General features: G+C 56.5%; 15 protein-coding genes. All 15 read right to left on the minus strand.

What is annotated here, in order from left to right; translation table 11 throughout:
* Positions 1-6 precede the first annotated feature (6 nt).
* Positions 7-1,146, minus strand: coding sequence for an EscU/YscU/HrcU family type III secretion system export apparatus switch protein (locus OHL20_RS21685; protein ID WP_263385389.1), 1,140 nt, complete (start codon positions 1,144-1,146; stop codon positions 7-9).
* On the minus strand, positions 1,143-1,943 hold the full coding sequence (locus OHL20_RS21690; protein ID WP_263385390.1) for a flagellar biosynthetic protein FliR: 801 nt from the start codon (positions 1,941-1,943) through the stop codon (positions 1,143-1,145). The genes OHL20_RS21685 and OHL20_RS21690 overlap by 4 nt, the downstream gene beginning before the upstream one ends.
* Positions 1,944-1,951: 8 nt before the next feature.
* Complete coding sequence (locus OHL20_RS21695) at positions 1,952-2,221, minus strand: flagellar biosynthetic protein FliQ (RefSeq protein ID WP_263385391.1); 270 nt, start codon at positions 2,219-2,221, stop codon at positions 1,952-1,954.
* Between the two features lie 28 nt (positions 2,222-2,249).
* Positions 2,250-3,017: a flagellar type III secretion system pore protein FliP gene (fliP, locus tag OHL20_RS21700; RefSeq protein ID WP_317890997.1), complete on the minus strand. Its 768-nt coding sequence runs from the start codon at positions 3,015-3,017 to the stop codon at positions 2,250-2,252.
* Positions 3,018-3,127: 110 nt separating this feature from the next.
* Positions 3,128-3,439: a flagellar biosynthetic protein FliO gene (locus OHL20_RS21705; RefSeq protein WP_263385392.1), complete on the minus strand. Its 312-nt coding sequence runs from the start codon at positions 3,437-3,439 to the stop codon at positions 3,128-3,130.
* A gap of 10 nt (positions 3,440-3,449) precedes the next feature.
* A complete protein-coding gene (locus tag OHL20_RS21710; RefSeq protein WP_263385393.1) occupies positions 3,450-3,782 on the minus strand; it encodes a FliM/FliN family flagellar motor switch protein in 333 nt (110 codons plus the stop codon).
* Positions 3,783-3,806: 24 nt separating this feature from the next.
* Positions 3,807-4,364 (minus strand): flagellar basal body-associated FliL family protein, encoded by a 558-nt coding sequence (locus OHL20_RS21715; protein WP_263385394.1) that lies wholly within the window; start codon positions 4,362-4,364, stop codon positions 3,807-3,809.
* Positions 4,365-4,523: 159 nt separating this feature from the next.
* Positions 4,524-5,753 (minus strand): flagellar hook protein FlgE, encoded by a 1,230-nt coding sequence (locus OHL20_RS21720; RefSeq protein ID WP_263385395.1) that lies wholly within the window; start codon positions 5,751-5,753, stop codon positions 4,524-4,526.
* A 63-nt stretch (positions 5,754-5,816) separates the two neighbouring features.
* The gene (locus OHL20_RS21725; protein ID WP_263385396.1) at positions 5,817-6,155 is read right to left on the minus strand and encodes a flagellar hook assembly protein FlgD; all 339 of its coding nucleotides are present in this window, start codon (positions 6,153-6,155) and stop codon (positions 5,817-5,819) included.
* A gap of 33 nt (positions 6,156-6,188) precedes the next feature.
* A complete protein-coding gene (locus tag OHL20_RS21730) occupies positions 6,189-7,847 on the minus strand; it encodes a hypothetical protein (RefSeq protein ID WP_263385397.1) in 1,659 nt (552 codons plus the stop codon).
* A 74-nt stretch (positions 7,848-7,921) separates the two neighbouring features.
* Positions 7,922-8,380 carry a hypothetical protein gene (locus OHL20_RS21735; RefSeq protein ID WP_263385398.1) on the minus strand — a complete coding sequence of 153 codons (459 nt, stop codon included), beginning with the start codon at positions 8,378-8,380 and terminating at the stop codon, positions 7,922-7,924.
* Entirely contained in the window at positions 8,377-9,708 is a 1,332-nt protein-coding gene (locus OHL20_RS21740) for a FliI/YscN family ATPase (protein ID WP_263385399.1), read from the minus strand. Before OHL20_RS21740 ends, OHL20_RS21735 begins: the two co-directional genes overlap by 4 nt.
* Before the next feature lie 15 nt (positions 9,709-9,723).
* A complete protein-coding gene (locus OHL20_RS21745; protein ID WP_263385400.1) occupies positions 9,724-10,467 on the minus strand; it encodes a FliH/SctL family protein in 744 nt (247 codons plus the stop codon).
* Complete coding sequence (gene fliG / locus OHL20_RS21750; protein WP_263385401.1) at positions 10,451-11,539, minus strand: flagellar motor switch protein FliG; 1,089 nt, start codon at positions 11,537-11,539, stop codon at positions 10,451-10,453. Before fliG ends, OHL20_RS21745 begins: the two co-directional genes overlap by 17 nt.
* Positions 11,539-13,320 (minus strand): flagellar basal-body MS-ring/collar protein FliF, encoded by a 1,782-nt coding sequence (gene fliF, locus OHL20_RS21755; RefSeq protein WP_263385402.1) that lies wholly within the window; start codon positions 13,318-13,320, stop codon positions 11,539-11,541. The genes fliG and fliF overlap by 1 nt, the downstream gene beginning before the upstream one ends.
* Positions 13,321-13,382: the final 62 nt, after the last annotated feature.

Below are 13,382 nucleotides of genomic sequence, written 5' to 3' on the forward strand. Positions count from 1 at the left end.
CAGTACTCATATACCTCCTCCAAACCCATACATTCCACGGTGCACAGCCGGCGTTGCCGCAGCCGCAGCACGTTCTTCACGCGCGCGATGACTGCGCATTTTCTCTTCCATCTTCTGGCGATATAGAAACGCCAGAATGCCTGCAACCGCGGCGTATAGCTCATACGGGATCGACTGTCCCGGCTCTACCGCCTTGTACAAACTGCGTGCCAACGCAGGATTCTCGATCATCGGAATGCCCGCCCATTGTGCCTCTTCGCGAATATCTGCGGCATGCAAATCCCTCCCCTTTGCTAGCACCGTCGGTGCCTGCATCGTGTCAAAGCTGAACTCCAGCGCTACGGCGTAGTGGGTGGGATTAGTGATAATCACGCTGGCTCGCGAGATGTCTGCCTTAATCTTGCGACGGCGCATCGCACGCTGAATCTGTCGAATACGCCCTTTGATCTCAGGATTGCCCATAGCCTCCCGCATCTCCTGGCGCATCTCCTGCTTGGTAACCATCAGGCGTGAGTTCCAGCTTCTCCACTCGATGACGTAGTCGAGCCCGCTCCACGCTAACGTGACCCAGGCAGCATCGAGCGCGAGGCCGTATGCCGTAGAAAATGCAGACGGCAGGCGTAACAAACTCATCACGGGCATGGGAACCATCAGGGCCTTTAGTGCTCCCCAGCCAAAGACGACCATCACCGCCGCAGGGACTAGCGACTTCACTACTCTTGTAACGGCACGCAGACTGAAGAGATTTCCGAGATTAGTTACCGGGTTGAGCCGCTCGAACTTCAGCTCCAATGCATTTGGATGGATCGACAGCCCTCCGCCCTGAGCGATGCCTACGGAGAGGGCAGCAAGGAAGCTGGCCACCAGCACCATGAAGATTGGAAACAAGGCAGGCGCAAGCATTGTACGAAGGGCATCCCTCCAGGCGCTCTCAACACTAACCTGACCTGCTACGGCAAGATGAAGCGACTGCGCGTACACCTCACCCCACGTCGTCACAAAGCTACGTGCTGTAACGCCAAGCGCCAACACTCCGGCGAGCATCGCAGCCGCTGAGAGCAGCTCACGACTCCGTACAACGTCACCGCGATCTTTAGCCTTCTGCTTGCGCTGCGGACTCGCTTGCTCAGTCCCCTTATCGCTCACGCGGCACCAATCAATCGTCCAGCGGCATCGAGCAGTGCGATGAAATGTCTCTCGATCCAGCCAGGCCACACGGCCAGCGAGCCGATCAGCACGACATATGAGACCATGGTCTTCATCGGGATGCTGATCACCATCGCGGGAAGCTGCGGGGCCAATCGCGACACCAACGAGATTGTCACCTCAACCGCAAGAGCCGCAGCAACGACTGGTGAGGCTAACTGCAATCCTGCAAGAAAGACGCCACTCACCATCGCAGCGAGCGCCGCTCCGGTGGTTGCATGCACCATTGCCGTGCCCACCGGAACAGTGCAGAAGCTGCGCGCCATGGCAGCGATCAATGTGCGGTCAAGCCCCGCGCCCATGATGACCAGCAGCCCTAGCCAGCCAAGCATCTGGCCGAGCACAGGCGTTTCGATCATTGAATTCGGGTCAAGCAGGTTAACCAAAGAAAAACTGAACTGCATCCCGAGCAGTGTGCCCGCAAAATCCAGTGCTTCGTTCATTAGAGTCAACGAGAGACCAAAGACAAGGCCGACGCCAAGCTCCCCAAGAATGCCCCGCATATCTGGAATTGCCCGTGCCCCTGGTATCGCAGCAACGACCGGTGCAAGCAGGATTGTCATGGCGATCACAAATCCAGCTTTAATTCTTGGAGCGATTGCGGCTGAGCTGAAAAGCGGAGCGAAGGCGACGAGTCCACTAAGCCGAACGAGGACCAGGAGCGCTGCCGCCAGATATTGGGTCCAGTTTGTGATGAGTCCGACAAAATCGCCTGCCATTCGAGTCGTGAGATCCATTACCTTATCTACCCCAGGTACCGGTGAAGATCCATCCACAGGTGCATGGTGAAGCTCACGAGCCTATGAACAGTCCAGGGAAGCGTGACCATGGCGACACCAAACACCACGATCAACCGAGGAACCACCGTCAGTGTTTGCTCCTGCACACCAGTCAAGGTCTGAGCGAGACTGACCAGCAGGCTCACCACGCAAGCCGCGATCAACATCGGTGCGCTTAGTAGCATCGCCTCCACCAACAGCCTTCGCATCATCTCCACCGTCTGATCCGGGCGCATCCCTTCACCTTTTCTGTTTGATTGGCAGCTAGAAACTTTTGAGAAGTTGGTCAGCAAGCAGATTCCAACCGTCGACCATTACAAAGAGCAGAATTTTCAACGGGGTCGACACCACGACAGGCGGTAGCTGCATCATGCCGATTGAGGTCGTTACGCTAGCTACGACGATATCGACAAGAAGAAATGGCAGGAAGAGTACGGCGCCAATCTGAAATCCAGCCTTCAGTTCGCTCAGAATGTAGGCGGGTACGACCACCTGAATCGGAAGATCATCTTTCGTTGCAGGCCTCGCGCTCATACCAGCAGATGCGAACACGGCAAGATCTTTCTCACGCGCATAACGCAGCATGTACTGCTTAACCGGCTGGATGCCGCGATTCATCGCATCCTCACCCGAGATAAGTCCGGCACGATACGGGATAACAGCCTGCTGTTCCACCTGCAGCAGCACAGGCTGCATCAGGAACCATGTCATCATCAATGCGAGGCCCATCAACACCTGGTTCGAAGGTGCGGTCTGCGTACCAAGAGCCTGTCGGAGAAAGTGAAAGACAACGAGCAGCCGTACCAGCGGTGTCATGGAAAGTAGAAGCGCCGGCAACAAGGTCAGCAGTGTAAGACCAACAACGATTGACCATGGCACACTCTGACTACCTGAGAAGGGGCCAACAGTTGCTGTAGGAAGCGTCAGAGTTGAGACAATCGGCTTCAACTTCGTGAGATCCTTTGTAGGAGCACTCCTCACGACAAGACGTGGTTTGCCGATAGGGTGAGTAGGGTTGATCGTCTTACCCACCCAAAAAGATTCTCCCTGTTTAGCGTTGGGGGTTAGCGCAGCAAAGGACGTCGCATGCATAACGTGTGTCAGAAGCATCGACATCATTACCGCCTGGAACGCCGGCCTGATCAAAGCCACGTCTTTACCGCAGGCCGTGCTTCGCTCACTGTTGGCATCAATTTCACAATGCTTGTCACCGCCTCGGGTCCGCAGCCTACCAAGTAGCGTTCCCCTTCGCAGGCGATCAACATCATCTGACGCTTCCCTCCCAACGGAAGCGTCTCGAGTAGCTGCATCTGTTGCATTCGATCCGGAACTCCACCGCGCCACTTGATGCGAACGCGACCCTGCAACGCTCCGACCATCCAGGCGCCAAGGCCGCCAGCCGATGGTATTTTCTCAATCTCTTGTCGTCTCGTAAATCCCTGCACCAGTTCCATCTGTCTGCTCCTAGGCCAGTCGTGTCAAACGCATCGCCATACTGTCTTCCACTACTTCAAATTCGCTCCACGCCAGCTGAACACGGCCGATCTTGACTGGGATGTCTTCAGTCGTTGACCAGTCACTTTCAATCAGCTGCCCTTGCTGCAGAAGCAGAAGATCACGCACCTTGAAGGCTGCCAGAGGGATGCGCGCCGTCAACACAACAGGCAGCCGAGATAGCACCAGCCACTGCGGATGTTCTTCAATCCGCTCCATCCATTCATCGCCCTGACGCATTGGCCCAGGGACGGCAGACAGCGCGGCCTCAGCCGGCGCAGCCATCAGTTCTGTATCGGACATCGCTTCGCTCCGCCGCTCTCACCGTTATCGCTGCACTAGAAAATCAACAAAATAGAGATCGACAATCTTCAATTCGGGATTGTTCTTGGCAAGTGCAGACTTCAAAGACGCTTTCAGATGCTGCTTACCTTCCGCTCCAAGGAGCTGGTCGGCAGTCTGTCCACCGATCACCGTCAAGACCGTGTCGCGGACCGCCGCCTCGGCATCGCTCATCCCCTTAGCAGGTTTTTCCTCTTTGGAAGCGGTGGTTTTCTTCGCAGGATCATCAGCAAGACGCAGGGTAAGCGCGACCTTCAAATAAGCCGCTCCGCCCGCATCTGCCAGGTTTGCAACCATTGGCTCGAGGATCATTCCGTGGGTAGCCGGTATAAGAGTTGGCGCACCCGCAGAGGCTTCAGCTACATTCGCCTTCTGTGTAAAGATTTTTCCTGATCGCATCAGGTAGAACATGCCTCCCGCCAGAACGCTCACGCAGAGGAGGACCGTTACCACCATCGCAAGGATCAGAGGCACCCACGGCAGCTTCGCGACAGGTGCAGAAGGGAGGACGATATTTTCAGGAATTGCAGAGGAGCTTGCCATGATGCTGGTGAAGATGCACGTCGAGCGCCAAGGCCCTTCGTCACATCATTAGCTATTTCACAGAAGCGGCCTGACTGGAAAGCGGGAGCAGCACCGCAAGTATTCGCCAAGATGGCTGACACTCGCTTCTCTGCTCCCGCTCTATAGCTCTACGATTTGTTAGCGAATCATGCTGATCGCGTCCTGCGTCACGGTGTCGAAGGTAGTTACCGTCTTCGAGTTTGCCTCGAATGCTCGCTGGGCGACAATCAAATTAGAGAACTCGGTCGAGATATCCACGTTCGACTGTTCAAGCGAATCATCTTCTATAGTTGCTCTGCCGCCGGTCCCCGCAACGCCGATCGTTGACGCTCCCGAGGCCGCTGTAGTCTGGAAGTTGTTGTCTCCTGTACGCGTAAGTCCGTTGTCATTGTTCACTGAGGCCACAGCTACCTGGCCAATCAGGGCAGAGTTGCCATTGCTGAATGATGCCGACACAATACCTTGCGCATCCACCTTGAAGCTCTGGTATGTGCCCGCAGGAAAGCCGTCTTGATTAGAAGTGACGTTGTTGCTCGCCAACGCCGATTGGCCAACCGTCGCCACTCCACCTGCGTTGTACAGATTGAGACTGAAGTTCATGCTGCTTGCGCCATCTGCCATGCCAGGAAATGTAACACCTGCCACGTTGGCAGCAGGTGTTACCAGCTTGCCTGTCGAATCAAAGGTCAAAGTACCTGTATTTCCTGTCGGCGTGCCGGTCTCATCCGCTGCCGGAAGTGTCACTGCATAACCCCAGCTCGTCGCACTGGCTTTGGTATACGTCACCGTTGCCACGTGACTTTGCCCCAGTGTGTCGTACACAGTAACCGGCGTTTGGAATTGGGCTCCCACAGCCGCCGATGCATCAAGATTCGTGCTGATCGAGACATTCTGCGTAGCTTGTGCGGACTGTGTCTCTCCCACCGGGAGTGTTAGTGGAGCTAGTGTCGAACTCTTGCCTACCGCCCCCCCAACACTTGGAAATCCCATGACGCTTTCACCATTGATTGTGGTCAGATTGCCTACAGAATCAAGTTGGAAATTTCCAGCGCGGGTCAGGGATTGCACCCCTCCCTGCTGCACCACGAAAAAGCCATCACCACTGAGGGACATGTCCGTAGAATTAGCGCTGGTCGAAATGGTGCCCTGAGCAAAGCTAGTAGCTGTACCAGAGACACGAGTCCCCACGCCGACCTGCACTGGATCATTCGATCCTGACGTACCGATCTGCTGATAGAACAGGTCTTCAAAGGTCGTACTCTGCCCTTTGTAGGCAGTTGTGTTCAAGTTGGCAAGATTGTTACCAATGGTGTTGAGCGCAATTGAGTTTGCCTCAAGTCCTGTCAAAGCTATCGAAAAATTAGGCACTATGTCTCTCTTTCAAATTCGGTGAGTCTTTCGTGAATTCCTACAACAAGTTAGTCACCGAAATTAGCTGGCAGGCGGAGTCTCGATCGACGTGAGACCCGAGTTGATCGAGATCAACTGCTGCAGGCTATTTACGCCGACCAGTTGCGTGATGTAAGCATTCGGATCAGTGGGTTGCGTTGGGTCTTGATTTTTCAGCTCACTCACCAGCAGCGTAAGAAAGTCACTTGAGGTGATGTCGCCGGCAGACGCGTCATTCGCCGGTGCTGCTGCCGCTTTGTCCCCCACCGCCATTGCCTGTGCAGGTGATGCCGACATGTGCTTTTTTGGAATGAGTGAAGAAGCGACACTAGCCGCCGCCGTTCCTGCACTCGTAAGAGAATTAAACTGTAGTCCACTCATTCTGCCTCCTCGTTCCTCAAAATCTTCATAAGGTCATGCACGTACGTTCACCCAGCCTCCGCCGGTACCGTACTCGAAGGGCGGCCGACTCCCAATGCCGCCCAATTCCGTGCGATCTCTCTGTGCTGATGGATCAGACCGCGCCTCCAGCAAAGGTTCGCTATCTCCAGATATCGGAATGCTGCTCGGATCCTCACTGCGCTCTCGACCAGCGCGCCCCCCTGCCGAGCCGTCCGCCATCGTGCCGGCAAGATCGCTTGCACCATCTTTCGAAGTCCTTGTCGTATCCACAAGCGTGCCTTGTAGCTCTTGCGAGGCTGCACTGGTTGCGTGGGTCATTGGATGAACAACAAGCTCCCCAATCGAGATTTTCTCCGCCTGAAGGTAGGAGTTCAGCGCCGGCAGTTCACTTCGTAATGATGTCGCCGATGCGATTGAAGCCCCACTCAATGAGGCGTTCACCTCTCCGGTGCTGGTAAGCTCGGCACGAATCTTAAGCCAGCCATGGGTTCCACTCGACACACCTATCTCCAGTGCCGTGGGTGTCGCAGCCAGCATTGTATGGGGCAGACTCCCACCGGAGACTTCTGCCTGGAGTTCCGCTGAGGTACGCAACTCCATCACTCCACTTCCACTTGACTGATTTGTTGTAGTACTAACAGTTCCCGAAGTGACTCCAACCGTAACCATCGATGGAACAAATGAGGATGAGGCCGTCACTGTAGAAGTACCAACAACTTCCGAAACACCCGAATGCACTGTCCGTTCTTCCAGCTTGACATTGAGAAGTTCGGTTGGTTTTCCAGATTTAACTTCAAGTGTTTTGGGAGGTGCTGGAGCACTCCCCTGATCAGACACAACGATCTGACCGGCAGCTGTACCAGGCGGCACAGGCTTTCCAGTGTTAGGACGAGGCACGTGTTCCGTCTGCATAAGCTGCGCTGATAGGGGTACTGAAACTGTCGACTGATTACCGAGGTGAAGCTCTCCAAGAGGCTTAGACCCCTTGTCTTCGCTTTCAATGGGGACAGCTTGAATGAGACCTTCAGCGGTCAAAGAATTCTCGCGGTCAATAGCCCGGGCATTGTGGTTTGCAATATGTGCTTTTTGATCGGAGACTGCCACCTTTGAGACTTGGCCCTTACTCCCTCCCAAAAATCCCGCAACAAACACTTCCGCTTTGTTGCTCAGTGGAGCGGCAACCTCAACTACCCCTTCAACGCTCGGCGGCGCGAAACCGGAAACTACGGGAAGATCGTTCGACAGCTTAGAACCATTTATTTCGCTCTCGCCGTTCTTTGTCTCTCTGATCGCAGCAGGGCTGGCTTCAACTGAATTCGGTTCTTCTGCCGCGAAAGGTAAGCTCGCCTCATTCCCACTCATCGCCGTTGAAGATATCGGCAGGACTATCTTGGACTTTTTAAGACCATCTACACCCAATGAAAGGGGCTCTGAAGGTCCGACACCGGAATCAAGCTTACTTAGAAACCTGCTACTCAAAATTGTCCCGGTCCTACTTTGCGAATCTGAATTCTCTACAACAGACGATCGAGGCGTTTCCTGATCGGAAATGGCCTGGAGCGTCGAAGCGAAATGATTAGGAATCGCCTCGCTCTTGTTCCGGCTCACCTGATCTTCCTGCGAAGAGATTACTTCGTTGAATTGGGAAACACCTGCAGTTTGTGCCATCATCGCCAGCTCTCCGACTCAATAAGGAGAGAAGCACTCCACCAGCCAACTCTGGCCGACATTGCATTAGTAAAGCTTCATAGGTCGTCGCTGTGGAGCTGCTTCCAGCGGAGCCGTGACAGGAAGCGGTCGTCTGCGGCAGCCTGAGTCCGTCGCCCCGCGATCAGATCTTCCGCCTGTTGACTCTGCTCAACAATTGTCTTCATCTGCTCGCTTTTGATTCTGCTGGCACGATACTCGTCCCGTGCCTTCTCGGTATTCACCACCCGCGCCTCGCGGACCGTCTTGAGCTGCTGTTGCCGTGCTTCGCTCAACTCCCTTTGAGCTTTGGAGAATACCCACTCCTGGTGATCCCCCTCACGCAACGAAGCTCGTCCAAGAGCCCCGGCAGCATGGGCCTGACCGGCCTGTAGTGTGATCGCCTGGTCTGCCTCGTTGACTAAGGCGACCGTCTGCCGAAATACTCCCGAATGGATCTCTTCGACTAAGCCATAGAGTATGTTTATCCTCTTCAGGACAGACGTGCGCGACTTCATCGGGAAAGTTCCAGGGCTTGCAATTGCTTCACCGTCTGTTCCATCTTCATCGTCTCGCGGCTTCCCTGCTGTAGAAAACTCTTCATAGCAGGCATCACTCGAATTGCGCGATCAAGATCAGCATCCGTGCCTGGTTTGTATGCCCCGATCCGTATCAGGTCCTCCGATCGTGCATGGGCCGCCAGCAACCGGCGCGCAATCATTGCCTGCTCGCGATGCTCCGGTGTCGTCACCGCGGGCATGAGGCGGCTCAACGAATCCAACACGTCGACAGGAGGATACCAACCCGCCGCCGCCATCGATCGTGACAGCACCACATGACCATCCAGAAGTGAGCGCACGGCATCGACTACTGGGTCTTGCTGATCATCACCCTCCATCAGTACCGTGTAAAAAGCGGTAATACTCCCTGTCTTGAAGTTTCCAGCTCGCTCCACAAGCTTTGCAAGTCGCGCGAATACTGACGGCGTGTACCCCTTACTCGCCGGAGGCTCACCCGCCGCCAGCCCAACCTCGCGCGCAGCCATTGCATAGCGGGTAAGCGAGTCAAGCACCAAGAGGACATGCTTGCCCCGTGACGCATAGAATTCCGCTACCGCGGTCGCAGCCATAGCTGCTCGCATCCGCAACAAAGGGCTCTGATCCGATGTGGACACCAGAACCACGGATCGTTTTCGTCCGTCTTCACCGAGCGAGTCCTCCACAAACTCCCGAACCTCCCGGCCACGCTCGCCCACCAGTCCGACAACGGTAATGTCCGCAGCCGTGTTGCGCGTCATCATGCCAATCAACGTGCTCTTGCCAACACCTGAGCCGCCAAAGATACCGATTCTCTGACCGCGACCCACCGTCAACATGCCATCCAACACGCGCAAACCCGTCTGCAGCGGATCTCGAATCGGCTCACGCTCCATAGCACGCGGCATCGATCCATCCAAGGGCCAGGTCGCAGTCAGGCGCAGCGCTGGTAGATCATCCAACGGCGCTCCCAGCGCATTCAGAACACGTCCGGCCATCTGCTCGCCCACAACAACTCCTGCTCTCTCTCCCAGAGCCGTCACTCGATCGCCATACCGAATCCCCACCGTTGCCTCAAGGGGCATCACGAGTACGTGTCGGCCACGAAAGCCAATGACCTCGGCCCGATGTCTCCCACCCGCACTATCGGTAATCTCGCAGCTCTCCCCGACGGAGCAGAGTGGCCCCTCTGACTCAACCGTCTGCCCATCGGCCTTAACGACTCGTCCACACCACCGCCACGCCGGCCGAACTGCCAGCCGCGAGAAGTAAGCTTCAAGACTGCCGCTAGTCTGTACAGCATCCTGCACATCCACATTCACCTCTTACAGCGGTCGCTGTTGCAGCAGGTCAAAAAAGCCTTTTTCGATCTCTTCCATCTGGGCCACAACGCCCAACTCCACACGTCCGACGCTCGTTTCAAGAAAGCACTCCGCCTCCGCCATCCGCTCCTCACCGACGACAGTCACAACGGACTCACTTTCGGTCGAAAGCATGGTGCGCCAGGACTCTACCTCTGCGATCGGAACATGCAGAACCGCTCCGCTATCCTCCGCCACCTTCTCAAGAGCCATACGAACAACAGCACCCAGCAGCAGCGGGTCCAGCTTTGCCTCCCGATTCAGCACGCGCGCGGCGATAGCTAGCGCCAAACGAACGACCTCCTCCTCAACAGACATGAAGTAGCTTGCGCGTGCCTTGGCGAACTCGGTACAGACACCGGTGATGCGCTCACACTCTGTTGCAATGCGTTCGTTGAGTTCGATCTCCCACTCCGACCGGGCCTCGAGTCTTGCTTCGACTCGGGCTTCCGTCAACTGTACTGGGAGCTGTTGCGTCTGGGCACGATAGCGCACCTCCAGGCTGGCAAACTCCTCGCGCAGACGGCTATCACGCGCGTCGAACTCTTCTTCATCCCCACCCATCCAATCCGTTTTACGGCGCAATGGGTGATCGATGGCTTTGAACTCAAGCGGTAGAACCGATCCCGTACGCCAGTTTTCTTTCCACATGGTTCCTGTCGCTGCCGGGTTCCCATCAGGTACTGCGTTCTCAGACGGTGAGATCATTGTCAGCCTCTATCTTCAAAATGATTCGTCCTTCGCTTTCCATCTTTCGCGCAATCGACAACAGCTCCTGCTGCGCAGCGCTCACATCTTTGCCACGCACCGGCCCCATCACGTCCATGTCTTCCTTCAACATCTCCACCGCACGCGAACTCATCGCCAGGAAGAGGTAGGACTTCAGGTTGTCTTTAGCTCCCTTTAGCGCCATGGCCAGCACGCGCTTATCGACCGCACCCACAAGCTCCCGCATACTCTGTGACGGAACCGTCAGAAGGTCGTCAAAGGTAAACATCAGGTTTCGAATCCCGATCGCAAGCTGCGGCTCGTTCGTCTCGATCTCTTCGAGGATTCCCTTACTCGCCACCGGCTCAAGGCGATTCAGCAGCTCCGCCACAGCCTTGAAGCCCGAATACGATCTGCGACCGTTTGAGCCCAGTGCCTCCATCTGTCGGTGCAGCACCAGCGCCACGGTCTGTGCCATCTCGGGCGAGAACTGACGCATCTCTGCCAGCCGCTTCACCACGTCGACTCGAACCGTATCCTTCAAGTGCATCAGCACCGTCGAGCCACGTTTTGGATCGAGATGCGCCAGCACCAGGGCCACCGTCTGGGGATGTTCGTTCTCAAGGAACTTGCTCAGCTGGTGCGGCTCCATCTTCTGCAAGATCGCGAGATCGCCGGAGGATCGCTGCTGCATCCCCTTTACCTGCGCCAGCAGCGCCTCTGCACGCTGTGCGCCGAAAGCTTCGGTGAGGAGCTTAATCGCGTACTCAGGACCGCCGCGCAACATATGCTCCCGTGTCTCAAGCAATCCATAGAACTCGGTCAGGACCTGGGTCGACAGGAGTGCCGGCACTTCGCCCAGCCGCGTAATCTCATCCGTCACGCGGCGGACATCCGCTTCACTCAGGCTCTGGAAGAGCGACTTGGCGAGATCTTCCCCAAGCGCCACCATCAGGATCGCCGCCTTCCGCAGACCTGGCATCTCCACGGGTGCAAATCCAGCTTCAACTGGCAGCAACAGAGGATTTTGGCGCAATGCATCTGGCATCTTCAACGGTGCGATCGCGCCCATTACTCTACCTCCCCGGAGGTGCCGATCCACGCTTCTACTAAGCGTGTACTCTGTGCAGAATCGCGACGAACACTCTCCGCGACATAGTCATAAATTCCATCACGTAAAGTCGGCGTCTTCGATCTCGCCTCTCGTGGCAACATGCGCTCGAAGTCGCTTCGTTGAGCTTCTACAGGTGCCTGTAGCTCTGCAACAGCAGGACCTGCCGCTCCTGCTGTCAGTAACATCGGCTCACTCAACGTGGCCGTTACCTGGCGCACAGCCGGACGCACTACAAACAAGACCAGAAGTAACCCACAGACGCCAATCATCGCCGTTCTCAGCAGTCCCGGTTGCGTCTTGAGCAATGCATGGACCTGCTCCAGGGCCTTATCCATTGCCGCAGCTTTTGGCTCTGGAGCATTCGAGCTGAAGCTGATGTTCTGCATCACCACCTGGTCTCCACGTCTCGTATCAAATCCAACCGCAGCTTGCGCCAACTCTTCAAGTCGATGCATCTCTTCGCCACTCCTTGGCTTCCAGACGGCATGCTCCAGCTTCCCTGCACCTTCGGTTGCCATCCGGTCATTTACCAGCACCGCCGCTGTAACACGGCGCACGCGGCCCGGTCCTTGCTCGCTATGAACGAGATGTCGTGTCACCGCGTATGTCCCGTTCTCTTCCTTTAGGCTCTGACCCTGGGCATTCACCTGCGGATATACCGGCAGGTTCGGGTCTTTTTGCAACAGCGGCGGTGTCCCCGGTGCTGCAGCAGCGGTCGACCCCTGCACCGCGCCCTGCGGCGAACCGGCGGGCGTGTTGCTGGCCGTTCCCGGGACCCCACCCGCCTTTCCCTGTCCCGCAGCCGTCTGCTCACTCTTCTGCATACTCACTGCAGCCGTCTGCGAAGGATCGTAGACCTCATCCGTTCGCTCTTCACTCCCTTGGTCATAACTGACATTCACCGTCGCCCGCACATTATCCCGTCCCGCGAGCGGCTCCAACATCGCCACCAGCTTCGCCTCAAGCGCCTCTTCCGCCGCCGCATCCTCAACACCTCCGGCTGACTTCGCCTTCAGATTCACCCTGCCATCCGCATCGACCAGAGTTACCTGTTCCGGGCTCAGGTTCTCGACTGCCCCAGCCACAAGGCTGCGTATCGAATCAGCCTGCTCCGGATCCATGGCGGTCCGCCGGAGTTTCAGCACCACGGAAGCCTTTGCCACCTTCTCCGCCGCAAGAAACAACGAAGGTTGTGGAAGCACAAGGTGAACCCGCGCCGACTTCACCGCGCTCAACGTGCCGATCGTGTGCTCGAGCTCACCCTCAAGCGCGCGCTGATAGTTCACCCGCTCGTCAAATTCACTACCCACCCAGTTCGGCTTATCGAACAACTCGAATCCAAGCCGGCCTGTCTGCGGCATACCTTTAGCCGCAACCTCCATCCGGGCCTTGTCGATCAACTCCGCCGGAACCTCAACGCCCGTTCCATCCGTCGTGGCCTGATACGAGATTCCCGCGGCAGCCAGTTCCTGCGATACCTGCTGCACATCCTTCGCTTCCAGCCCCGAGAACAACACCTTCCAGTCGGGTCGCTGAGCAAACCATCCCATTGCAGCGAAGATCGCTACCACCACGCACACCGAGGCAATCAGCCAATTTCTGCGTCCTGGAGCCATCGCCGCTATTCTTTGCCGCAGAGCGGAGGCCATCGCCGCCGCCTTCTCAGCGACGTTGCCTCCGGGCACACTGGCCATCCCCGGTCTACGTTCCAGTCCTGCCGCCTCTACTGTCTCTGCCATTACGGTCCTGTGTCCCTATCGAAGTTGTGTGACGGTCTCAATACGCAGCGTCTATCAAGAAT

The organism is Granulicella arctica (assembly GCF_025685605.1).
Classification (GTDB): domain Bacteria; phylum Acidobacteriota; class Terriglobia; order Terriglobales; family Acidobacteriaceae; genus Edaphobacter; species Edaphobacter arcticus.